Here is a 23,294-nt window from a genome sequence, read left to right as displayed (position 1 = left end):
ATTTAAAATCTTTCAATAATTAAATTTTTGAGTTTTGTAAATTCATTTTTATTTAACCCAATAAAAATTATTAGTGCAATAATTGAAAAGCCCATATATAGCAAACTAATAAAGTTGTATATCATTGAGTCATAATGATCAAAAATTATATTATTCCAAATAAAATAAAAAGAAGTACTTAAACTAACTATAATAATTGGTTTAAGTAATACTTTTTTTAACCAAAACAAAATTGAAAGATTAATCATCTTTTTAACAAATAAAAGTTTTACAACATTTGTTAGTATTGTAATAAAAATAAGACTTATAAATATAGAATAAAAGGGATAATTATATTTTAAAAGTGTATATGCAATTGGGATATTCAACATAAACATTGTACCTATTATTATCTGGTAATTTCTAATTCTCCCTGTAGCCTGAACAACTGTAATTAATGGATTTGTAAGTAATGAAAGTATTAAATTAACAATTACTAATCTTGCAATTATTATAGTCTCTACGGGATAAGTATGCAACCAAAAATCTAATATAAACTTTAACTTAAAGAAAATAGGTAAGCAAACTAACAATGCAACATAATTGCTATATCTTGAACTCAGGACAGTTAATTCACGCGTTCGTTCATAATCCTTTTTTCCATAAGACTGCACTATTTGGGGAGCAAAGGGCTTAAGTATGGTATCTGCTAAAGATTGAAATTGAGTAGAGATTTGGTTTGCTATTCCGTTAGCCGCATTCATTACAGGTCCAAAAAAAATGTTTAATAAAATTGATATTCCTTGAGTTCTACAAATCCCTCCAAAAATTCCAAATAAAGTCCAACCTGCAAAACCAGTTAGCTCCTTGTATAAGACTTTGTCTATTTTTCCTTTTTTTATACTTGTCTCTTTGTATGTTTTCTTGCAATAAAAAAAATAGGAAATGTTTAAAAAAAAATACAGTAAAAACATTAAAAATGAGTACAATATCAGTTTGTCAAAAAAAGTTGTGTAAAAAATAATTAATGCTACAAAAAGCTTTAATAAACTTTCTACAATTCCCCTAGTTGCCACCACATGCATATCTTCCTTTGCGTTAATCATGGCTTGAAATGGTACACTAAGTATATCTAAAATCAAAATAAAAACAACTGCCTGAAAAACCCAAATTGCAGCATAGTATCGATCAGATGGTATTTTAAGTTCACTCTTTAAGAAATACAAAACTATAGTTTCGCTAATTATAAAAACTATAAAACACATTACTATATGTATCCTCAAACTTGCATTAAAGACATCATTTACACTTTCAATACTACCTCTACCCATCTCATAAGACAAGTGTCTCTGACTACTTGACGTCATAGCATTCGTGAAGAAAGCAAAAAATGCAACCACACCCCCAACAACATTAAAGATACCAAAATCTTCAATACCTAAAGCGCTTAAAATTAATCTTGTAGAAAAAAATGATATTAATATCGAAAACATCATTCTGAAAGTAAGAAACAAAGTATTCTTATATATTTTTTTATTATTTTCCATTAAAACAAAAAATTATCAACATCATCAAATTGTTTAAAATAATTCTGACAAAATAAAATATTATGAAAATTGGCATTAGCGTTATTGGCTATAAAAAAAGCATTTTTAAAATTTTATTATTTGAATTCACTATTTATAAGAGCTGTAAATTAGAAGAAATACCTACTGATTTAAGTTTCTTAATAACATATTCATTGTATAATTTTACACCCTTTGAATTGATATGAGAATCATCAAAGAAACAATCATTTGGCAAAAATCCTTCAGCATTAAAATTATAATATGTTCCTATTTCTTCAAACTCACTATCTATTTCGTTGTTATTTGTTATACTTTGATATTTTTCTTTAAGTATAGGAGCCTGAAAGAAAATAATCTTTATACCCTTTTCTTTAGCATATTTTACGATTTCCTCATACTGTAATCTTGTACTTTCAGAAAAATTAATCTTATTTTTTTGATATTTTTTTGTAAAAAAACCTATTGAGTCATTCTTAACATACCCTGCTTTAATATAACTTTCTTTAGGCTTGTTAGATTTAGCTAGGTTTTTTACAAAATTATTATTGTTAACGATGTTAATCTCTTTAAAGATTATTGTATTATAAAGTCTAACATTATTAACATCAAAGGCTATTTTGACCATAGGTAAATCAACATTAAAATAAGAAACTAAATTAATAGTTGATTCAACACCGTCATTTTCTAATAAAGACGGGTAAACATCAACAATTAAATATTTTGGATGAAATTTGTCTACATATTTTTCAATTAAGTATTTAGTGTTAGATATTGACTGAGCTGAACTTCCTAAATTAAAAGTTTTTCCAAATCCTTCTTTTTCAAAATTTCTTGGATCATAACCACGATAAGCATGTGAGGAGCCAATAATTAACAAATCAACCTTTTTTACGGTGTCTGCCTCCGAAAATCTAAAAAAGGAGTAATCGTATGTAGAAAAAATTTTAGTACCTGCATTTTTCGGCAAATTACCTCTTAACGCCCCAGGAATAATATGACCATAAATAAATATTGCTCCTATATAAAACAAACAGGAAAAGCAAATAAAATAAATTAGATTTTTTATGAATTTGGTCATAGAAATTAAAATTGAAAATAAATAAATTCACTTGATTTTACCTGCATATACATTCCAATCAAAAAAAGAATAAATGCATAAAAACTCCATCTTATAAACCTTGAATTTTTAGATCCAATATTTTCAATTGCATAATTACTTTCTCTACCAATCCATTCAATTAATATAAAAAACAATACTAATAATATTGTAGAAAACGATTTGTTTATAATTGAAGGTATACTAAACAAAGAAGAATCAAAAATATTAGCTATATAGCTAAAAGAACTGGAGATAGAATCTGATCGAAAAAAAATCCAGCAAAATACTACAATAGTAAAAGTGGTAATTAACTTTATAAAATCTGGAAAACTAGGCAATAATCTACCCTGAGCAACAACATCAACATAGTTTCTATTCGTGCGCATTAACATTGAAGGAAGAATGAATAAAGCATTTAGACCACCCCATAAAACAAAAGTCCAGTTTGCACCGTGCCAAAATCCACTAATTAAAAATATAATAAAAGTATTTCTTATTGTCATCCATTTTCCTCCTTTACTTCCTCCTAAAGGAATATAAAGATAATCCTTAAACCACGAAGAAAGGGAGATATGCCATCTTCTCCAAAACTCAGCAATATCTCTTGAAAAATAAGGAAAATTAAAATTCTTAAGTAATTCAAATCCAAGTAATCTTGCGCTTCCTAAAGCAATATCAGAATATCCTGAAAAATCTCCATAAATTTGGAATGTAAAAAACAGTGCTCCTAACAATAAGTTACTGCCAGATTGCCCATCAGTATTATTGAACATTTCATTTGCATAAAGAGCACAATTATCTGCAATTACAACTTTTTTAAATATCCCCCATAAAATTTGTCTAAGACCATCTACTGCCTTACTATATGAGAACTCTCTCTTTTTTTCAATTTGTGGCAACAAATGTGTTGCTCTCTCAATTGGGCCAGCAACTAATAAGGGAAAAAAAGAAACAAATAATGTATAATTAACTAAATTATAAGTAGGCTTTATCTTAGTATTATAAATATCCAACACGTATGACAAACCGTGAAATGTATAAAAAGAGATACCTACAGGTAAAATAATTTTTAAAGTGGTATAATGAGGTTGCCAGCCCCAAAGTTTTACCATATCAGCAAAAGATTCAATAAAAAAATTATAATATTTAAAAAAGCCCAGAAACCCTAAATTAATACCTATGCTCAGAATTAACCAAAACTTCTTTTTAACATCTGATTTTGCTTCATAAATAGTAATGCCCGCTAAATAATCTAAACCCGTAGAAAAAACTAATAAAAATAAAAATCTCCAATCCCAACAGCTATAAAAAAAATAACTGACAATTAGTAATATTATATTTTGCCATCTTAACGATTTATTTGCAACAAACCAATATAAACAAAAAACTAATAAAAAAAAGAAGAGATAATTTTGTGAGTTAAAGAGCATTCATGATTTTTTTAATTTTTATTAAAGTACTTATTAGCTTAAAAAAAAAGGAAATTTATTCCAGTTAAAATATCTATTTTATTTGGTTTCTCAGGAGAATTAAAATTAATTTCTGAAATTTGGTTTTCGATTTCTAAAAAATCATTATAAATTAATCAATACTACCTTAATATTTTTTAATAAAAGAGGATTCACTAATTCTATAAAATTAAACTTCCATTTAAAATAAAATCCATTTCAATAATTTAGTTCCTTCTTATAATCCTTTTGCAAATTACTCTCTAATACAACTTCAAATCACTCTCTACCATTTCTTTAACCAAAGCAGCCAAATCGTATTGTGGCTTCCAACCTAGTTGTGTCTTAGATTTTGTAGGATCTCCAATTAGCAAATCTACTTCTGTAGGACGGTAATATTCTGGATCTACCCTCACCACCACTTTACCTATTTCTAATTGGTATAACGGGTTGTTGCAGGCTGCCACTTTCGCTACTTCGCTTTCGTTTTCTCCTTCGAAAGTCAATGTAACTCCTATTTCTGCAAAAGCCATGATTACAAAATCCCTAATGTAAGTAGTTACTCCTGTCGCTATTACATAATCTTCCGGTACATCCTGTTGCAAGATCCTCCACATTGCTTCCACATAATCTTTGGCGTGTCCCCAGTCTCTTTGTGAGTTTAGGTTACCTAAATAAAGGCAATCTTGTTTTCCTTTTGCAATAGCAGCCGTTGCCATGGTAATTTTACGGGTAACAAAAGTTTCACCGCGTCTTGGCGACTCATGGTTGAACAAGATACCATTACAAGCAAACATATTGTAAGCTTCCCGATAATTTTTAGTAATCCAAAAACCATAAATCTTAGCGGCACCATACGGAGAACGAGGATAGAATGGTGAGTTTTCATCATAAAAACCTTTTTCGTTTTTATTTTCTGTCATCCCTCCATAAAGTTCAGAAGTAGAAGCCTGATAAACTCTGGTTTTTTCACATAATCCCAAAATCCTTACCGCTTCTAATATTCTTAAAGTCCCTATTCCATCTACATTAGCTACATATTCAGGAGAATCAAAAGATACCTTTACATGAGACATCGCACCCAAATTATAAATCTCATCCGGCTGTACTTCCTGAATTATCCTGATGATATTAGTAGAATCCGTCAAGTCACCATAATGTAATTTAAAATTAACATGTACTTCATGCTGATCCTGATAGATATGATCAATTCGCTGTGTATTAAAAGAAGAGGCACGCCTTTTAACCCCGTGTACCTGGTACCCTTTTTCTAATAATAATTCGGCTAAATATGATCCGTCCTGACCCGTGATTCCTGTTATAAGTGCTACTTTTTGTGTGCTCATATATATTATATTTTAACTGCTTAATCGCGATTATTTAATGAATGGTTAAAGCCTCAAGCTTTTAACTACTTTATTTTTTTTATTACATTTTTACCTGTTTGAACGCATCACTATTTTCTAAAAACCAATTGTATGTCTTTTGGATTCCTTCGTGAAGTTCAATTTTGTGTTTCCAGCCTAAATTATGCATTTTGGATACATCCATCAGCTTTCTTGGCGTACCATCAGGCTTAGTAGCATCCCAGATAATTTCTCCCTGGTGCCCAGTAATTTCCTGAATCGTTTCTGCCAAATGCTTAATCGTTAAATCTTCACCTGTTCCTACATTATATAAATAATCAGGCAATTTGTTTTCTAAAGCAAAAACTACCGCCTGAGCCATGTCATCTACAAATAAAAACTCACGCATCGGAGTTCCGCTACCCCATAGCGTTACAGGAGCATGATTATTTTCTTTAGCTTCATGGAATTTTCGAATCATTGCCGGTAAAACATGTGATGTATTTAAATCAAAATTATCATGTGTTCCGTATAAATTTGTTGGCATCAGACTGACATAATCTTTTCCAAACTGATTCCTGATTGCCTGACAGGTTTTTACACCGGTAATTTTGGCAATCGCATACCATTCATTTGTCGGCTCTAAAGTATCAGTTAGTAAGTGCTCTTCTTTTAGAGGCTGTGGCGCTAATTTTGGATAAATACAAGAACTTCCCAGGAAAATAAACTTTTCAATATTATTTTGTAAAGCGGAATCAATTAAGTTATTCTGAATTTGCATATTTTCCATAATAAACTGATATGGATAATCATTGTTGGCTAATATTCCTCCAACTCTTGCCGCAGCATCAATAATAACTTCCGGTTTTTCTTTAGCAATAAAATCACGAACTGCCTGTTGATTCCGAAGATCCAGATCTTTACTTGAAACCCCTATCAAATTTGTAAATCCTTTCTCTTCAAGTGTTCTCCAGATCGCACTTCCAACCATGCCTCTATGACCTGCGATGTATATTTTGGCGTTACTTTTCATCTTTTTTCTATGATATGATTAACAGGTTAATTGTTATTTGATTAACATGTAAATGACCTAATTTAAAACGATCAATTGATTTTTTTAGAATCCTTTAATTTTTCAAAAAAATTATCAGTCTAACAAATAAGTCATTTAACTCACCTAAATTACTTTTAATGCTTCTTTTTCTGCTACTACTTTTCTTAGACCGCTGCTTGAAAAACGATGGTCCCGTGTATTAAAATAGAGTTGAATTCCTTTTGACTCACAATATTCACGTCCTGTAAAATTCTTTTCCCGGTATTCATCCCCTAAAATCCGGACATCAAGTTTAAAAGATTTTAAAATGTCTTCCAAATCCTGTTCTGTTGCATAGGGTACAATCTCATCTACAAATTTACAGCCTTTTAATTGGATGTAGCGTTCGACAACAGTCTGAGTCGGCCTGTTTTTTTCAGGACGGTCTAATGTTGGGTCTGTCTGTAATGCGCAAATTAAATAATCACATTGACGTTTTGCTTCTTCGAGCATTGTAATGTGCCCTGCATGAAGCAAATCAAAGGCACTAAAAGTAATTCCTATTTTCATTATTATTTTTTAAAGAGTTATATGGTTAGACAACATGAATTAAAAACATAAACTTGTAAAAAAATGCTCTTTATTTTATCTTATTAAAAAAAGGCATGCTGAATAGACAACAATTTATTACTATAAAAAAATAGAAAAAATTTGTAACATCAATTGTTCCGTCATAGATTGTAACTATAATCTGTTATTTATAACTTAAAATACTTTTGAATATTTTTTTAGCTTAATAAGCTGAATCTGCGTGGAAACGATTTTGACCCAAAGCAACTATAAAACCAAAAGTAAGTCCCAGATTGCTTCCTGTAATATCTTTTCCAACTAAATTTCCGTTATAATATATTTTTTGACTCAACGTTGATTTATAAGTTAAGTCTGCATAAAAGGAAACTTTTTCATTTATCGCAACAAAGGGTTTTGCCCCTATCATTAAGGCTCCTATTTTATCACGATTGAAAAATTTGCTGGACATCACTCCAACTCCTGCTCCGCCATGTACCAATAATCCAAATTGCCCTCCGGAATTTCTTGATAATTCAATAAGATTCCCCAAATTATAACAAAGCTCTAAACTTGCAATCATCTGATCGCTTTTTTGGTTTCCTTTATTAAACTGATCATAGCTTAAAGATCCTAAAACACCCACATTTTCGTCAAACATATAGCGTAATCCACCCTGGCCATGCACTAATGCTATTGGTCTGTTTTCTCCAGAAGGTGAAACCAGAGACAAAGGTATTGCCATTCCAATTCCGGCTTCCATAAAAAGTTTATCATATCTTATCCTGTATTGGGCTTGTGAGACTGCAGTAATCAATAATAAAGCAAAAAACATTTTTTTCATACGTAGGTATTTTTTTTGGGGTTGTTATATATTTAATAAATTAATTAATCTCAGTTTTTTCAAAAAAACAAACATACAAACGTCAATGAAATTTAAATGTTTTATTTTTGAAAAAAATTTATTTTTTTCAAAAAGTATTGATAATCAATATTCTTTCAAACAAAATCTTTTTTCTTTAAAAAATGTTAAAATTACATTACAATCCCAACACTTAATAACAGTATTTTTCTCTATAAATTCATCGGTCAATAGTATTAAAACACAGCTTCGCTACTCTAACTCCCTTTTACAGAAAAATTAGAAATAAATAAAATTTATGCAAATGTATTGACAATTTTTAGATTATATACTTAAAAATATCACAGGACAATGAATAAAGCTTATACAAAAATACACTAATCTCATTATCAAATACATATACTTCAATACAAATTATAGCCAATTTATAAATTTTAATAAAAAAATGGTTTTAACTTAATTTAGCAATATTAAAAAAACGATAATCATTTTTTTAATGTTAAATTTCTGACTTTTAATAATTGCCCTAAAAAAAAATTTAAACCCGATTATGAATTATTTTATAAATTGCATCTAACATTTCAAATTAAATGTCTAAAACATAACTTTTAAAATTTTAGTTTATTGCCTTTTAATTATGAAAGAATTTTTTCTGCTTCTCTTTTTTTCTACCACTATTACTTACAGCCAGATTTCAGGATGTACAGATTGTTTATCAAAAAATTATAATTCAAATGCAACTTTAAACGATGGAAGCTGTTTGTACCAAACAATTAAACTAAAACCAGAGTATTCAAAAGTATTAAGTGATTCTGTCAAAGAAACTTCAGGAATCATTTCTTTTAAAGGTTTATTATGGACCCATAATGACGATCATGATCAAACGATATATGGGTTAGATTCTTTAGGTAGAATTCAAAAAAAGGTTGTTTTGAACAAGGCAATCAATCACGATTGGGAAGAAATTTCACAAGACAGCTCTTATGTCTATATTGGAGACTTTGGAAATAATTATACCGGAAACCGAACTGATTTAAAAATATTAAAAATTGAAAAAAGATCATTTTTAGAAGGTAATCCAGTCCCTGAAACTATTACTTTTAGCTATTGTGACCAAACCGATTTTTCTCCCAAAAAACCAAATACCACCAATTTTGACTGTGAAGCTTTTATTGTTACAAAAGACAGTATTTATTTATTTACTAAACAATGGAAGTCATCCAAAACCAGTATTTATGCTATACCAAACAAATCCGGCAATCACATAGCACAACTAAAAGAAACATTTGATATAAAAGGTTTGGTTACAGGTGCTACTTATTTAGCATCCAAAAAATTAATTGCTTTATGCGGCTATTCCACAAAAGGAAAACCTTTTCTTTATCTTTTATATGATTTTAAAAATCATGATTTCCTATCCGGAAACAAGCGCAGAATTAGCCTTAAGCTGTCGTTTCATCAGACAGAAGGAATCGCAACCGAAGATGGTTTGCATTATTATTTAACCAACGAAGCCTTAATCAGAAAACCTATTTTGAATGTCCGGCAACAAATCCATTATTTTGATTTAAGTCCCATACTGAATTCCAGTATTCCTAAATAATTCGCAAATCGTGCTATACTAGTTTGCTTTTGCAAGAAAGTTATTTTTAGCAGAAGTCAATGCTGGGATTTTACCACAATAACACCCTTTAGATTTATACATTATGCCAATTGCCAGTTCGCGCAAAGTTGCGAACTATTGTTGCCTCTCGACTCCGCCCGGTGTGACAGCATACTTACCAGACTAATTCATATAGCTGAATGGTAAAATCAAATTTTAAGTTTCTATTTTCATTAGAGACTGCATTCTAAACTTATTTTTACCAAAAGAGGCCAATCCCCTTAAAAAAAAATCGTTCTGTCATTATCGTCCTATCTATTACGGCTGACCATTCATCAGACTAAATATTGAACCTGTTCTGTTTTTTTTCAGAGGCTTAACAGCTTATTTTCTGCTCTTTTATCCCAATATGCAACGCACTACATGTTCTATTTTAAGGCCCGAATATTCACAAAACTCCTCTATTGAAATAAGCTGATGCGCTTCTTTATTAAGATGTTTTTTAATCTTTAATAAATATAATCTCGCCTGCGGATATTCTTTGCCCATAATGCATTGCACATCTTTGGGATATATACATACCCTTGTCCCTCTTGGTATCACTTTTTGCTTTTTAAGTTCTTTATTCTTTTTTTTTTCGATGGCTAATACTTACTCTAGTACATTGCTCTATTCTTTTAATACCTTTGAATTCTTTTTTGTTACAGTAGTCGTGTCGCTGTTTGTTACCGTGGAATCAAGACTTTTTCCGTCACTGCCAACTCCCGCACTTATATTATTTTTACATGAAAATAGCAATTGAGTAAACAACAGGAGAAGTATAAATTTTGAATTTAAGTCCGTTTTCATAATTTAAATTATTTAGATAATTTGAAAATTATCAGTTTAAATATTAAATTGACTTAAAGTTAGTGAAATATTTGATTCTATACAACGAATCCTGTCTTCGTTAACCTTTAACTTTATTCGGTTCGTTATTTAAAGTCGGAAGACTTTAAGAGGTCTTGAATTTACAACAGTATAAAAAAATTGCGCAAAGTCGCAGAAGCTTGCACAATTTTTCATGAGGACACTTCTGAGAGGATCCTTGCGGTATGCAGTATCAAGTTTGCGGGCACGGATTCCAAATCTACCCGATCGCTTTAATTAAACCGCGTTGTAAACGCTACCTATTTTCTGTCAATTTAAGTTAGGTACTCGTTGCAAACGAGCACCAGTGGGGTATTTATGCCTAAAAGTGAAGCAAAACACGATAAAACCAAGCAGAAACTACTTCCAAAAAAAAGAGGCACAATAGCCTCTTGCAATTCTTATAAATTATTTATCGAAAAACCCATAGTTGCGGAATCTCAGCGGTTCCGTTCAACACGAGTTTCATTGTTCGTGCTACGCACGCAACGAAACTCTTGCTGTTAGCTGTGGTTGTTCTTTTTGTTATAAGTTCCCTGATTCCCAATTTTTCCAGCTGTTATTTGGTTTTTGTGTCGGTTTCCAATTTATAGTGTCTCGTGTTACCAAAACTTTTGCAAGTAGTTTATATGTTTCCTGTTGGCTTGGTGGATTTGTCTTTTCGTATGCACTTACAAAATGAAACTCGTCAATTGTCATAAGCTTCGGAATATTCTTGGGAATATGTTTTCGTATCTCGTTTTCTGTGGCACTTATTAATGTCGGATTTGTTTCGTGTAAATATCTTACCAAGTCACCAAAACCAATTAACTTCTTAGGATTGTCGTAATCTCGAATTTGAATTCCAACTTTTTCATAGTTCTGATAGTTGTTGTCAAACGGGACAAATTTGTCTCGGATTTTAATCTCTTTAATCTCTTGACTGATTAACTCAAACGTTTCCATTTCGGCACCAACTTTATTTTCAATTCTTTCAAATTCTGTCGGGTCAATTAGAATTACACTGCTTGAATTAGTGATGTAGTTACTTTCAGGAAATTGGTCAACTGGATAGTCAATGCAATTTCCGACATAATTCAATTCTATTTCCGCAGAAGTTCTTCTATTTTGATAACCACTTTTTTCAAAAACGATAACCCATCTTGTTGAGTCAGCATACAAATGAATTCGGCTTCCTGCTGTCTCACAATAACCGTGTTCAAGGTCAAGGAAAAAGTTGTATTTAATATCTTCCGGTCGTCCTGCTGGATAATATTTACTTGGTGTTTCGTTAAAAGCCAAGTCCAATTGTTCTAATATTTCTGTTTCAGTAAATGTCATTTGTTTTGCTTCGCTAAAGTTGTTATTCACTGTCCCCGAACAAGAGAGTAAAAAGAGTAATGTTATTATTGGTAGTCGTCTCATACAATCACAGCTAACGTCTTGGCACTACAGCGGGTTTGGGACTAAATTAAGCCCAATATTCGGATTTGCCAAATCATCCCAAATACAAAACCATCTTTCCATTAAGCCAAATGCCCAAATCCGTTGTAGTGGCTGTTACCAGCTGGGCTTTTTCTCGGCAGTTTTTTCATCTCAGTTTTATTCCTTGTGTTTCAAGTTGGTTTGCTCCCGATAAAACTCCAAAACTTCCGATTTTTCTTATCGCAAGTTTGTTATGGATTTGATATTTTAATTTTCTCGAAGTTGTTTGAATTTCTGCCCAATCCCAAGAACTAACAAGTCCATTTGCATTATTAATGTCTTCCCATTTTAATGCTCCCTTTTCGTTAAAATGTCCGATGTGCGAATGTCTAAGTTCGTTGTTTTTTAGTCCACCCAAATACAACTGAATAAGTCCCCAACCATCAGTTGAATAACGAAACGTATGTCCGTTACAACGTTTTGGGTCAAGGTCAACTTTTCTAAAAATTGGTTTGCCTCTATGTCTTGGTGTCCAGAGTTGAAATGTTGTTCCGAATTCGTCTATTTCAAGGTCAAACTTTGATGATATTTCGTCAACAGTTTTGTATTGGCAAATTTCTTGACAATAAGGGGAGCCTAGGTCGTAAACTTGCAAGTCAGTTTCGTTGAAAATAAAATCAAGAACTTTTAATTTGTCTGTCTTGTCTGCAAAAAAGTCGTAAGTCATTTTCTTATGTAGTTTGTCATTTTAGCCTTGCTGGTAACTTATTTATATACGCTACAAAGTAGCGCCAATCTACCCAAAATTGGGTGTATATACGAATGTTCGTTTCGTTTTATATATTTTCAAAAATAACCAAAAAAGATTACAAAATACCAAAAGAATATTTAGTTGCTTCTGCCCTATTTAATAAAACCAAATTGTATAAACCAATTATTTAAAGTCGGGAGACTTTAAAAAGTTTTGAATTTACAAGAGTATAAAAATTGCGCAAAGTCGCAGACGCTTGCACAATTTTTCATGAGGACCACTTCGGAGAGGATCCTTGCGGTATGCAGTATCAAGTTTGTGGGCACGGATTGCAAATCTACCCGATCGCTTTAATTAAACCGCGTTGTAAACGCTACCTATTTTCTGTCAATTTAAGTTAGGTACTCGTTGCAAACGAGCGCCAGTGGGGTTTCTGTCAATTTAAGTTAGGCACTCGTTGCAAACGAGCACCAGTGGGGTTAATGTACCTTTCTTTATTTACCCTATCCTTTCCTGAATTTAAATTAAAACGAATACCGTGTAAAGATTTACAGTAAATAGTCTCTACCTTTTTTTGTTTGATTCAAAAAACTATCTTTGCCCTGTTTATATTTGCACCTCTTAATCATTAGAGACCCAATTAGAGACCTCTTTGATTTTAAAAACATAAAGCCCTTTGTTAGGGAACAAATTACAATGAATTACTTATCTGTAGAAAATATATCAAAATCATTTGGCGAGAGAACGCTTTTTGACAACATCTCCTTCGGAATCAACAAAGACCAAAAAATTGCTTTTATCGCTAAAAACGGTTCTGGAAAAACTACCATTATGAGCATCATAAATGGTTTGGATGAACCCGATACGGGACAGGTTGTGTTGAGAAAAGGAATCCGAATGGCTTTCCTTTCCCAAGATAATAATCTGCAGGAGGAGTTAACCATTGAAGAGAGCATTTTTGCTTCAGACAATGAGACTCTTAAAGTAATTGAAGCCTACGAAAAAGCGCTTGAAAATCCGGATGATGAAGAGGCCTATCAAAAAGCTTTTGACGGCATGGACCAGCATAATGCCTGGGATTTTGAAACGCAATACAAACAGATTTTGTTCAAATTAAAACTGGAAGACTTTAAATTAAAAGTAAAAAATCTTTCAGGTGGACAGAAAAAACGTCTATCCCTGGCCATTATTTTAATTAATCGTCCTGATTTATTGATTCTGGATGAGCCAACCAATCACTTAGATCTGGAGATGATTGAATGGCTGGAGAGTTATTTTGCTAAAGAAAATATTACACTATTTATGGTAACGCACGACCGTTTCTTTCTGGAGCGTGTTTGTAACGAAATCATAGAATTGGACAACGGAAAATTATACCAATACAAAGGAAATTACTCCTATTATTTAGAGAAAAAAGAAGAACGGATTACGTCTGAAAATGCCAGCGTTGACAAAGCTAAAAACTTATTTGTAAAAGAATTGGAATGGATGCGCCGTCAGCCAAAAGCGAGAACTACAAAATCAAAATCGCGTCAGGATGATTTTTACTTAATTAAAGAAAAAGCACAAAGCCGTCGTCAGGAAAATAAAGTTGAACTTGAAATAAATATGGAACGTATGGGAAGCAAGATCATCGAGCTTCATAAAATTTCTAAAAAATTCAAAGATCATGTAATTCTTGATGATTTTAGTTTTGATTTCCAGCGTGGAGCCCGCATTGGAATCATTGGTAAAAACGGAACCGGAAAATCTACTTTTTTGAATCTTCTTACCGGAACGCTACCTCTTGATAGCGGGCGTGTTGTAAAAGGGGATACGATTAAAATAGGATATTACACGCAAAGCGGCATTAACCCGAAACCCAATCAGCGTGTCATTGACATCATTAAAGAATACGGCGAATTTATTCCGCTTGCAAAAGGCCGAATGATTTCGGCTTCACAATTACTGGAGCGTTTTCTTTTTGATGCTAAAAAACAATATGATTTTGTTGAAAAATTAAGCGGAGGCGAATTAAAACGCTTGTATTTATGTACAGTTTTGATTCAGAATCCGAACTTTTTGATTCTGGATGAGCCTACCAACGATTTGGATATTGTAACGCTAAATGTTCTGGAAAGTTTCCTTTTAGATTATCCGGGATGTTTATTGGTAGTTTCGCACGATCGCTACTTTATGGATAAAATTGTCGATCATTTATTTGTTTTTAGAGGAAATGGTGAGATCGAAAATTTTCCAGGAAACTATTCTGATTTCAGAGCGTACGAAGACAGTGCCGACGTTGCTCAAAAAGAAGAAAACAAAGCCGAAAAGAAAGACTGGAAACAAAATAACCCAACCGGAAATCTGACTTTCAACGAGCAAAAAGAATATCAGAAACTGGAAAGAGAGATCAAAGATTTAGAAATCGAGAAGACGAAAATTGAACAATTATTCTCAGACGGAAAAGTGGCAGATGCAGACATCGAGAAAAAAGCAAATGAATTACAGAACATCATAACTAAAATAGATCAAAAAGAAGAGCGCTGGTTTGAGCTTTCTGCTAAGATCGAAGCGTAATTTTCTATATTATAGAATAATTCCCAAATTAGTTTTCGAGTTAATTTGGGATTTTTTATATAGAATAATTGAAAAGTGTGCAAGAAAAACACAAATGTTAAAATCACTATGTAAGAATTTGGAGTAATTATATAAATAAAAATTAAGAGGTTTGACGAGCTTTGTATAAGTGAAAACGAATTCACAATTTAAAAATTATATCAAATGGAAAATTTACATAATCCCGATGGAACTAAACGTGAAGTATTAACAGGAATGTTTTCAGATCGCGATAGCATAGAAAGAGCTTATGATACTCTAAGTGAGAGAGGATATACAAAAGATGAAATAAATCTTATTATGTCTGACGAAACCAGAAAAAAACACTATTCAGACAAAGAAGATCATTCTGAATTAGGCACAAAAGCAGCTGAAGGAGCAGGAACAGGTTCTGCAATTGGAGGTACTATCGGTGCTGTAGTAGGTGTAGTGGCCGCATTAGGCACAAGCCTTGTTATTCCAGGTTTGGGATTAATTATTGCCGGCCCCCTTGCTGCAGGATTAGCCGGAGCGGGAGCAGGTGGAATTACAGGAGGTCTGATTGGAGCTTTAGTTGGCTCCGGAATTCCGGAAGAAAGAGCCAAAGCTTACGAAACAGGCATAAAAGAAGGTAATGTTGTATTAGGAGTTCATCCTCGTAACAATGAAGATGCTGAATACTTTGAACAAGTCTGGAAATCAAACAACGGATACAATATCTACAGATAATTATTCCCTATTATTATGCTAAAAGCCTAATCTTTTTCTAAGATTAGGCTTTTAACACTTTTTATATTTAGCGATACTAACTTAAAAAAACACGCAATGATAATTTAATCGAGTTAAAAATAATTCCCGAGTGACAATTAATTTCTGATTTGTATCTTCGTACTTTCAGATATTGCTATGTTATTTCAAATAAAATCATATTTAAAATTCCTTTGGAACTCCAAGAATGAACATGGTGTACATTCTCCATTTGTTTTTAATTTAGTAACGAAATGCTTTTATTATAAAAAATCAAAACCAGAATACTCGATTCTTAATAATTATAGAAAATCGCTTTATGAAAATAAAAATTTCATTGAAGTAACTGATTTTGGTGCCGGCTCAAAGATTTTCAAATCGAATAAAAGGGAGATTTCTAAAATTGCAAAAACTGCGGGAATTTCTGAAAAAAGGGCGGAATTATTATTTCGCATAACAAAGTATTTTCAGCCAAAAAACATTCTTGAAATTGGAACATCATTAGGATTAGCTACCTCTGCAATGGCTTTAGGAAATCCAAAAGCAAGACTAATTACGCTCGAAGGCTGTCCTGAAACTGCAAATCAATGTCAATTGCAATTACAAAAATTCAATTTTAATAATGTTGAAAATATAATTTCGAAATTTGAATCTTTTTTAATTTCAGAAAATCTGCAATCTACAATTTACGACCTGATTTATTTTGACGGAAATCATTCGAAAAAAGCAACTCTGACTTATTTTGATCTTTTATTACCAACTATTGATAACGATTCTGTCTGGATTTTTGATGATATTCATTGGTCTTCAGAAATGGATGAAGCCTGGAAAGTGATCAAAAGCCATCCAAAAGTAACTGTCACTATTGATACTTTTCAATGGGGATTTGTGTTCTTCAGACGCGAGCAGGAAAAAGAACATTTTGTAATTCGAACATAAAAAAATGACAACCATTTCTGATTGTCATTTTTTACTAAATAAACCTAACTAACCTATTTCTTTGCTTCTGCATTTTCTTCAGATTTCGCACCCATTCTGTTTACAGTATACATAGGCGCAAATTTGATTTTTAAACCTGCAATTTTTCTATTATCTTCAGCTGTAAGTCCTTCTTTTTCAACCGTATTTTTACGACTGTCAAGTGCTTCATACATCATTTTAATTTCATCCCAGTCTTCACGGGAATAACTATCTTTATTGTTTTCTACCGTACTTACAAATTGTTGGTACACACTATGAATATTTTGAGCATTTACCCATGCAAAATTCATATCATCACCAATTTTTCCTTCTCCAAATAAAGCATTACGCAATTGTTGTTTCGGGCTTGGAGCAAGAGTAGTTGCCATTTCATTTTTAAATTCTTCGTATTTAATTTTGCTCGTATTTACTCTTTCAGTCTCTGCATCATTGTCTTTAAGATCTGCAAGTGCCATTTGTGCATTTTCAGCTCTTCTGTCATATTCAGCTTCAACAACTGCCCAATCTGCTTTCAAATCGTCTGCTGCTACATTTTTTACTGAATCTACATACATTACATATGAGTCGATCGTTTTTTTAGCCTGTTCTTGTTTTTCGTCTTTACACGATGTAAAACCTAATGCGATTAATGCGATACCTGAGAAAATTTGTATACTCTTCATAATTTTGATTTTAAATTAATATTATTCAAATGTACTTCATAACAAACCTAAATAAATTACATTATTATCATGTTTTAAAAATTAAAAACATTTTAAAAGTATAAAATGCATAGAAAAATGATAATTATGTAACTTAAATAAAAAATGATATAACAATTCCGTTTGAAATGCACTTTTGAATACTAGCTTATTTATAAAACAGAGAATGTAACAAAATCCGATTCTTTACTACTTATACTTTTTATTGAAAAGTGTTTTGTACTTTTAAATCCAAAAATTGTAAAACAAAATGGCAAATCCATTAATTAAAATAACTAACATAAAACGAAATTTTGTACTTGGTAATGAAATTGTTTATGTATTAAAAGGAATAGATTTAGAAATCAAGAAAGGCGAATATGTTGCTTTAATGGGACCTTCTGGATCCGGAAAATCTACATTAATGAATTTATTAGGCTGTTTAGACACCCCAACTTCCGGGCATTATGTTTTGAACGGAAAAGATGTGAGTCAAATGAAAGATGATGAATTGGCCGGCATTCGAAATAAAGAAATTGGATTTGTATTTCAGACTTTTAACCTTTTGCCCAGAACTACAGCCTTAGACAATGTTGCTTTACCCATGATTTACGCCGGACATTCTAAATCAGAACGCACTAGAAGAGCAAAAGAAGTGCTGGATCAGGTTAATTTGTCAGACAGAATGGACCACCAGCCCAACCAGCTTTCTGGAGGGCAACGCCAGCGTGTGGCAATTGCCCGCGCATTAGTTAATAAACCTTCTATTATATTAGCCGATGAACCAACAGGAAATCTGGACAGCAAAACATCTGTAGAAATCATGAAACTTTTTGGCGACATTCACGCACAGGGAAACACTGTAATACTGGTTACTCACGAAGAAGATATTGCCGCTTACGCACATCGGGTTATTCGTTTACGAGATGGCCTGATTGAAAGTGATACTACGAAATAGCCTAACTTTTTATGGGTTACTCGTTTAATCGTAAATAAACTTTAGTTTCTAATCAGATTAGGGACTAAGCACATCAAAAAAATGAAAGTATATACCAAAACAGGAGATAAAGGAACCACGGCTCTTTTTGGAGGCACGCGCGTTCCTAAAGATCACATAAGAATTGACAGTTACGGAACTGTTGATGAATTGAACTCTTATATAGGCCTTATTCGGGATCAGGAAATCGATTCGCATTATAAAACGATTTTAATAGAAATTCAGGATCGCCTTTTTACAGTAGGGGCTATTTTGGCGACTCCACAGGAAAAAGAAGTTTTAAAAAACGGTGAGCTTAGATTAAAAAATCTCGGAATAATTGATTCTGATATAACACTACTTGAAAACGAAATTGATATAATGGAAGAAAGTCTTCCGCAAATGACTCATTTTGTATTACCCGGAGGTCACCAAACCGTGTCATATTGTCATATTGCACGTTGTGTATGCCGCCGTGCTGAGCGTTTAGCAGTGCATTTAAACCATAATGAGCATGTTCCTCAAATTGCAATTATGTACTTAAACCGACTTTCTGACTACCTTTTTGTCTTGGCACGGAAGTTGTCGAAAGACTTAAAAGCGGATGAGGTTAAATGGATTCCCAGAAAATAAATTTTCTGTAAATACTAATTTTGAAATACCAAATTCCAAAGAAAAAAATAAATTCTTTCGAATTTTATATAAAAAATTACCAACATTGAAATTTAAATCAATGCTATTTCAAAGCCTTTTACTGGGATTTGGAATTTAAATATTGGAATTTAACAAGAGACGTTCTTAAATTTTATTAAAATAAATCAATTTTTACTTGTCTTTTTCAGTAAAAAATTTATTTTTGCACAAACTAAATCGACAAAAGATGTATTGGACATTAGAATTAGCATCCTATTTAAGTGATGCGCCATGGCCTGCTAACAAAGACGAACTTATTGACTACGCTATTAGAGCAGGGGCTCCATTAGAAGTAGTGGAAAACCTACAGTCGATTGAAGACGAAGGCGAGATATATGAATCAATGGAAGAAATTTGGCCTGATTATCCAACAGACGAAGATTATCTTTGGAATGAGGATGAATATTAAAAAATAAACCAAAGGAAAAAGTCTCATCACAGAGGCTTTTTTTTTGGTTCAAAATACAACATTTACATATAATAGAAATACAATAAATCATGAGTTTCATAAACAGTATTATTAAAGTCTTTGTAGGTGATAAATCACAGAAAGATGTTAAAGCTCTACAACCCTATTTAAATAAAATTAAAACATTCGAAACCAGCTTAATGAGTTTGTCTCACGACGAATTGAGAGCCAGAACCGAATATTTTAAACAAAAAATAAAAGAAGCAAGAGCCGATAAAGATGCCAAAATCGCTTCGCTTAAAGCTGAAGTAGAAAACATCGAAGATATTGACAAAAGAGAAGATCTTTATGATGCTATTGATGCTCTTGAAAAAGAAGCTTATGAAATTTCTGAAAAAACTTTATTGGAAATTCTTCCTGAAGCATTTTCTGTTGTTAAAGAAACAGCACGTCGTTTTAAAGACAATTCTTTTATTGAAGTTACTGCAACTCCAAAAGACCGCGAATTTTCAGCAACAAAAACATACGTTACTATTGAAGGGGACAAAGCTACCTGGGCTAACAAATGGAATGCCGCGGGTAAAGAAATTACCTGGGACATGATTCATTATGATGTTCAGTTAATTGGCGGAATGGTTTTGCATGAAGGTAAAGTTGCCGAAATGCAAACAGGTGAAGGTAAAACTTTGGTTGCTACGCTTCCACTTTACTTAAATGCCTTGACAGGAAACGGTGTTCATTTAGTAACCGTGAATGATTATTTGGCAAAACGTGACAGCACCTGGAAAGCGCCATTATTCGAATTTCATGGTTTAACTGTTGATTGTATCGATAATCACCAGCCAAGTACTGAACAAAGAAAAAAAGCATACGACGCTGATATCACTTATGGAACCAATAACGAATTTGGTTTTGACTACTTAAGAGATAACATGGCACATTCGCCAAGCGATCTAGTACAAAGAAAGCACAACTATGCTATTGTGGATGAGGTAGATTCTGTATTAATTGATGACGCCAGAACACCGCTTATTATTTCAGGACCGGTTCCGCAGGGAGATCGCCATGAATTTAACGAGCTGAAACCAAAAATCGAAAACTTAGTATCGCAACAACGCCAGTTAGCAAATGGTTTCTTAGCTGAAGCTAAAAAATTAATCAAAGAAGGAAATACTAAAGAAGGCGGATTCTTATTGTTAAGAGCTTACAGAAGTTTACCCAAAAACAAAGCCTTAATTAAATTTTTGAGTGAAGAAGGAATCAAACAATTGCTTCAAAAAACCGAAAATCAATATATGCAGGATAACAATCGCGAAATGCATAAAGTAGATGAAGCTTTGTATTTTGTAATTGAAGAAAAAAACAATCAGGTTGAGTTAACTGACAACGGTATCCAATACCTTTCTGGAGATACAGATTCTGATTTCTTTGTTTTACCAGACATTGGAACTGAAATTGCAGCAATCGAAAAACAAAAGCTTGACAAAGATGCTGAAGCAGAAGCTAAAGAAAGATTATTCCAGGATTTTGGTGTAAAAAGCGAGCGTATCCATACTCTAACGCAGCTTTTAAAAGCATATGCCCTTTTTGAAAAAGATGTAGAATATGTGATCATGGACAACAAAATTATGATTGTCGATGAGCAAACCGGTCGTATTATGGATGGCCGTCGTTATTCTGACGGTTTACACCAGGCGATAGAGGCTAAAGAAAATGTAAAAATTGAAGCTGCTACACAAACTTTTGCAACTGTAACCTTACAGAATTATTTTAGAATGTACAGCAAGTTAGGTGGTATGACCGGTACGGCAGTAACAGAAGCCGGAGAGTTATGGCAGATTTATAAACTGGATGTTGTTGAAATTCCGACCAACCGCCCAATCGCAAGACAAGACAAAGAAGATTACATCTACAAAACTACGCGTGAGAAATTCAATGCTGTAATTGAAGATGTTACTGAATTATCAAAGGCAGGAAGACCAGTACTTATTGGAACAACTTCTGTAGAGATTTCAGAATTATTGAGCCGTATGTTAAAAATGAGAGGCGTTACACATAACGTTTTGAATGCTAAAATGCACAAACAAGAGGCGCAGATTGTAGAAGAAGCTGGTAAAGCCGGAGTGGTAACTATTGCAACCAATATGGCGGGTCGTGGTACCGATATTAAATTATCTCCAGAGGTAAAAGCTGCCGGAGGTTTAGCAATTGTGGGTACAGAGCGTCATGATTCCCGTCGTGTAGACAGACAGTTACGTGGTCGTGCGGGACGTCAGGGAGATCCGGGAAGCTCACAATTTTATGTTTCTTTGGAAGATAACCTAATGCGTTTATTTGGATCTGAAAGAGTTGCTAAAGTGATGGACAGAATGGGATTACAGGAAGGTGAAGTGATCCAGCATTCTATGATGACCAAATCTATCGAGCGAGCTCAGAAAAAAGTAGAAGAAAACAACTTTGGTGTTCGTAAACGTTTATTAGAATATGATGACGTTATGAATTCACAACGTGAAGTAGTGTACAAACGTCGTCGTCACGCTTTATTTGGCGAGCGCTTGAAACTGGATATTGCAAACATGCTTTATGATACCTGCGAATTGATTGTAGACCAAAATAAAGTTACAAACGATTTCAAAAATTTCGAGTTTGATTTAATTCGTTATTTCTCCATCACTTCCCCAATTTCAGAAGCTGAATTCGTCAAAGCGACAGAAATAGAGATTACAGGAAAAATATACAAAGAAACTTTAGCTTTCTATACTGAAAAAACAGAACGTAGTGCCAGAGAAGCTTTCCCAATTATTAAGGGAGTTTATGAAGAGCCAAACAATCATTTTGAGCGTATTGTAGTTCCATTTACTGACGGAATCAAAACTTTGAATGTGGTTACTGACCTGAAAAAAGCATACGAAAGCGAAGGTGCTCAGTTAATTGCTGATTTCGAAAAAAACATTACTTTATCTATTGTTGATGAGGCGTGGAAAAAACACTTGCGTAAAATGGACGAATTGAAACAATCGGTTCAATTGGCGGTTCACGAACAAAAAGATCCGTTGCTTATTTACAAATTGGAGGCATTTAATTTGTTTAGAGGAATGTTGGATAACGTTAACAAAGAAGTTATTTCATTCTTATTCAAAGGTGATTTACCTGCTCAAAACGTTCCTGAAATTCACGAAGCAAGAGAAGTTCGTCAAAAAGAAAACTTCAAATTAAGCAAAGACGAAATTCCAAACAGCGAGGATATCAATCGCGAAGCCGGAGAAACACAACAACGCCAGGTTACAGAAACGATTGTGAGAGATATGCCAAAAATCAACCGTAATGACACTGTTACAGTTCAGGAAGTGGCCACAGGTAAAACGGAAACAATGAAATTTAAAAAAGCAGAAACTTTAATTGCCAATGGCACTTGGGTTTTGGTTAAATAATATGCAGTTTTCAGTTTACAACTGAGACTAAAACTACATATAAGTCTCAAAACAGACTGATATTTTAAGTTATACAACAAACCCGACAGGTTTTAAAATCCTGTCGGGTTTTGCCTTTTAACAGCTCTTAGCTTTTTAAGCTAATCGTTTTTACCCTTTTATTCAGTGACTGAAAACTGAAACTTAAAACTTTTTTTTTTGAAAACTTAAAAATAAATTCTTTCTAAATCG

At 32.7% G+C, this 23,294-nt stretch carries 19 protein-coding genes; 8 read left to right on the top strand and 11 right to left on the bottom strand.

The window, feature by feature from the left end; all coding sequences use genetic code 11:
- Positions 1 to 2: 2 nt before the first annotated feature.
- From ACEN2I_RS00495 to ACEN2I_RS00465, 7 genes are all read right to left on the bottom strand, one after another.
- Positions 3 to 1,526 carry a lipopolysaccharide biosynthesis protein gene (locus tag ACEN2I_RS00495; RefSeq protein ID WP_441764160.1) on the bottom strand — a complete coding sequence of 508 codons (1,524 nt, stop codon included), beginning with the start codon at positions 1,524 to 1,526 and terminating at the stop codon, positions 3 to 5.
- 133 nt (positions 1,527 to 1,659) lie between these two features.
- The gene (locus ACEN2I_RS00490) at positions 1,660 to 2,625 is read right to left on the bottom strand and encodes a hypothetical protein (RefSeq protein WP_441764159.1); all 966 of its coding nucleotides are present in this window, start codon (positions 2,623 to 2,625) and stop codon (positions 1,660 to 1,662) included.
- A 5-nt stretch (positions 2,626 to 2,630) separates the two neighbouring features.
- A complete protein-coding gene (locus tag ACEN2I_RS00485) occupies positions 2,631 to 3,758 on the bottom strand; it encodes an MBOAT family O-acyltransferase (protein WP_441764158.1) in 1,128 nt (375 codons plus the stop codon).
- Positions 3,759 to 4,357: 599 nt separating this feature from the next.
- Positions 4,358 to 5,440, bottom strand: coding sequence for a GDP-mannose 4,6-dehydratase (gene gmd / locus ACEN2I_RS00480; protein WP_441764157.1), 1,083 nt, complete (start codon positions 5,438 to 5,440; stop codon positions 4,358 to 4,360).
- An 82-nt stretch (positions 5,441 to 5,522) separates the two neighbouring features.
- Positions 5,523 to 6,473 (bottom strand): GDP-L-fucose synthase family protein, encoded by a 951-nt coding sequence (locus ACEN2I_RS00475; RefSeq protein WP_441764156.1) that lies wholly within the window; start codon positions 6,471 to 6,473, stop codon positions 5,523 to 5,525.
- A gap of 144 nt (positions 6,474 to 6,617) precedes the next feature.
- Positions 6,618 to 7,043 carry an adenylyltransferase/cytidyltransferase family protein gene (locus ACEN2I_RS00470; protein WP_441764155.1) on the bottom strand — a complete coding sequence of 142 codons (426 nt, stop codon included), beginning with the start codon at positions 7,041 to 7,043 and terminating at the stop codon, positions 6,618 to 6,620.
- A gap of 223 nt (positions 7,044 to 7,266) precedes the next feature.
- On the bottom strand, positions 7,267 to 7,884 hold the full coding sequence (locus ACEN2I_RS00465) for a hypothetical protein (RefSeq protein ID WP_441764154.1): 618 nt from the start codon (positions 7,882 to 7,884) through the stop codon (positions 7,267 to 7,269).
- Between the two features lie 655 nt (positions 7,885 to 8,539).
- Between ACEN2I_RS00465 and ACEN2I_RS00460 the strand changes: the two genes are divergently transcribed.
- Entirely contained in the window at positions 8,540 to 9,505 is a 966-nt protein-coding gene (locus ACEN2I_RS00460) for a T9SS C-terminal target domain-containing protein (RefSeq protein WP_441764153.1), read from the top strand.
- A gap of 669 nt (positions 9,506 to 10,174) precedes the next feature.
- Here the strand turns inward: ACEN2I_RS00460 and ACEN2I_RS00455 are convergent.
- The 3 genes from ACEN2I_RS00455 to ACEN2I_RS00445 all read right to left on the bottom strand — a co-directional run bounded on the left by ACEN2I_RS00455 (position 10,175) and on the right by ACEN2I_RS00445 (position 12,545).
- The gene (locus ACEN2I_RS00455) at positions 10,175 to 10,354 is read right to left on the bottom strand and encodes a hypothetical protein (RefSeq protein ID WP_441764152.1); all 180 of its coding nucleotides are present in this window, start codon (positions 10,352 to 10,354) and stop codon (positions 10,175 to 10,177) included.
- 585 nt (positions 10,355 to 10,939) lie between these two features.
- Positions 10,940 to 11,734: a DUF7003 family protein gene (locus tag ACEN2I_RS00450; protein WP_441764151.1), complete on the bottom strand. Its 795-nt coding sequence runs from the start codon at positions 11,732 to 11,734 to the stop codon at positions 10,940 to 10,942.
- Between the two features lie 250 nt (positions 11,735 to 11,984).
- Positions 11,985 to 12,545, bottom strand: a complete 561-nt coding sequence (locus ACEN2I_RS00445; protein WP_441764150.1) for a hypothetical protein — start codon at positions 12,543 to 12,545, stop codon at positions 11,985 to 11,987.
- 720 nt (positions 12,546 to 13,265) lie between these two features.
- On the opposite strand from ACEN2I_RS00445, the gene ACEN2I_RS00440 reads away from it, so the two are divergent.
- From ACEN2I_RS00440 to ACEN2I_RS00430, 3 genes are all read left to right on the top strand, one after another.
- Entirely contained in the window at positions 13,266 to 15,128 is a 1,863-nt protein-coding gene (locus tag ACEN2I_RS00440; RefSeq protein ID WP_441764149.1) for an ABC-F family ATP-binding cassette domain-containing protein, read from the top strand.
- A gap of 204 nt (positions 15,129 to 15,332) precedes the next feature.
- On the top strand, positions 15,333 to 15,875 hold the full coding sequence (locus ACEN2I_RS00435; protein WP_441764148.1) for a hypothetical protein: 543 nt from the start codon (positions 15,333 to 15,335) through the stop codon (positions 15,873 to 15,875).
- A gap of 177 nt (positions 15,876 to 16,052) precedes the next feature.
- Complete coding sequence (locus ACEN2I_RS00430) at positions 16,053 to 16,832, top strand: O-methyltransferase (protein ID WP_441764147.1); 780 nt, start codon at positions 16,053 to 16,055, stop codon at positions 16,830 to 16,832.
- 53 nt (positions 16,833 to 16,885) lie between these two features.
- Here ACEN2I_RS00430 and ACEN2I_RS00425 read toward each other — a convergent pair whose 3' ends face one another.
- Positions 16,886 to 17,536 (bottom strand): DUF6565 domain-containing protein, encoded by a 651-nt coding sequence (locus tag ACEN2I_RS00425; RefSeq protein ID WP_441764146.1) that lies wholly within the window; start codon positions 17,534 to 17,536, stop codon positions 16,886 to 16,888.
- 289 nt (positions 17,537 to 17,825) lie between these two features.
- Here ACEN2I_RS00425 and ACEN2I_RS00420 point away from each other — a divergent pair, with 289 nt between their 5' ends.
- From ACEN2I_RS00420 to secA, 4 genes are all read left to right on the top strand, one after another.
- Positions 17,826 to 18,512 (top strand): ABC transporter ATP-binding protein, encoded by a 687-nt coding sequence (locus ACEN2I_RS00420; RefSeq protein WP_441764145.1) that lies wholly within the window; start codon positions 17,826 to 17,828, stop codon positions 18,510 to 18,512.
- 81 nt (positions 18,513 to 18,593) lie between these two features.
- The gene (locus ACEN2I_RS00415) at positions 18,594 to 19,163 is read left to right on the top strand and encodes a cob(I)yrinic acid a,c-diamide adenosyltransferase (RefSeq protein WP_441764144.1); all 570 of its coding nucleotides are present in this window, start codon (positions 18,594 to 18,596) and stop codon (positions 19,161 to 19,163) included.
- Positions 19,164 to 19,410: 247 nt separating this feature from the next.
- Complete coding sequence (locus ACEN2I_RS00410) at positions 19,411 to 19,632, top strand: DUF2795 domain-containing protein (protein WP_007138072.1); 222 nt, start codon at positions 19,411 to 19,413, stop codon at positions 19,630 to 19,632.
- A gap of 89 nt (positions 19,633 to 19,721) precedes the next feature.
- Positions 19,722 to 23,063: a preprotein translocase subunit SecA gene (gene secA / locus ACEN2I_RS00405; protein ID WP_441764143.1), complete on the top strand. Its 3,342-nt coding sequence runs from the start codon at positions 19,722 to 19,724 to the stop codon at positions 23,061 to 23,063.
- Positions 23,064 to 23,294 lie beyond the last annotated feature (231 nt).

Origin of the sequence: Flavobacterium sp. W22_SRS_FK3 (genome assembly GCF_052113665.1) — a bacterium.
Classification (GTDB): domain Bacteria; phylum Bacteroidota; class Bacteroidia; order Flavobacteriales; family Flavobacteriaceae; genus Flavobacterium.
This window is presented reverse-complemented; position numbering and strand designations above follow the sequence as displayed.

What these genes read in the sequence shown, in the direction of transcription:
- ACEN2I_RS00445 (WP_441764150.1), bottom strand. Translation starts at nt 12,545, where the DNA reads ATGACTTACGACTTTTTTGCAGACAAGACAGACAAATTAAAAGTTCTT.
- ACEN2I_RS00495 (WP_441764160.1), bottom strand. Translation starts at nt 1,526, where the DNA reads ATGGAAAATAATAAAAAAATATATAAGAATACTTTGTTTCTTACTTTC.
- ACEN2I_RS00410 (WP_007138072.1), top strand. Translation starts at nt 19,411, where the DNA reads ATGTATTGGACATTAGAATTAGCATCCTATTTAAGTGATGCGCCATGG.
- ACEN2I_RS00435 (WP_441764148.1), top strand. Translation starts at nt 15,333, where the DNA reads ATGGAAAATTTACATAATCCCGATGGAACTAAACGTGAAGTATTAACA.
- ACEN2I_RS00415 (WP_441764144.1), top strand. Translation starts at nt 18,594, where the DNA reads ATGAAAGTATATACCAAAACAGGAGATAAAGGAACCACGGCTCTTTTT.
- ACEN2I_RS00465 (WP_441764154.1), bottom strand. Translation starts at nt 7,884, where the DNA reads ATGAAAAAAATGTTTTTTGCTTTATTATTGATTACTGCAGTCTCACAA.
- gmd (WP_441764157.1), bottom strand. Translation starts at nt 5,440, where the DNA reads ATGAGCACACAAAAAGTAGCACTTATAACAGGAATCACGGGTCAGGAC.
- ACEN2I_RS00490 (WP_441764159.1), bottom strand. Translation starts at nt 2,625, where the DNA reads ATGACCAAATTCATAAAAAATCTAATTTATTTTATTTGCTTTTCCTGT.
- ACEN2I_RS00440 (WP_441764149.1), top strand. Translation starts at nt 13,266, where the DNA reads ATGAATTACTTATCTGTAGAAAATATATCAAAATCATTTGGCGAGAGA.
- ACEN2I_RS00475 (WP_441764156.1), bottom strand. Translation starts at nt 6,473, where the DNA reads ATGAAAAGTAACGCCAAAATATACATCGCAGGTCATAGAGGCATGGTT.
- ACEN2I_RS00425 (WP_441764146.1), bottom strand. Translation starts at nt 17,536, where the DNA reads ATGAAGAGTATACAAATTTTCTCAGGTATCGCATTAATCGCATTAGGT.
- ACEN2I_RS00450 (WP_441764151.1), bottom strand. Translation starts at nt 11,734, where the DNA reads ATGACATTTACTGAAACAGAAATATTAGAACAATTGGACTTGGCTTTT.
- ACEN2I_RS00430 (WP_441764147.1), top strand. Translation starts at nt 16,053, where the DNA reads ATGTTATTTCAAATAAAATCATATTTAAAATTCCTTTGGAACTCCAAG.
- ACEN2I_RS00470 (WP_441764155.1), bottom strand. Translation starts at nt 7,043, where the DNA reads ATGAAAATAGGAATTACTTTTAGTGCCTTTGATTTGCTTCATGCAGGG.
- ACEN2I_RS00455 (WP_441764152.1), bottom strand. Translation starts at nt 10,354, where the DNA reads ATGAAAACGGACTTAAATTCAAAATTTATACTTCTCCTGTTGTTTACT.
- ACEN2I_RS00420 (WP_441764145.1), top strand. Translation starts at nt 17,826, where the DNA reads ATGGCAAATCCATTAATTAAAATAACTAACATAAAACGAAATTTTGTA.
- ACEN2I_RS00485 (WP_441764158.1), bottom strand. Translation starts at nt 3,758, where the DNA reads ATGGTAAAACTTTGGGGCTGGCAACCTCATTATACCACTTTAAAAATT.
- ACEN2I_RS00460 (WP_441764153.1), top strand. Translation starts at nt 8,540, where the DNA reads ATGAAAGAATTTTTTCTGCTTCTCTTTTTTTCTACCACTATTACTTAC.
- secA (WP_441764143.1), top strand. Translation starts at nt 19,722, where the DNA reads ATGAGTTTCATAAACAGTATTATTAAAGTCTTTGTAGGTGATAAATCA.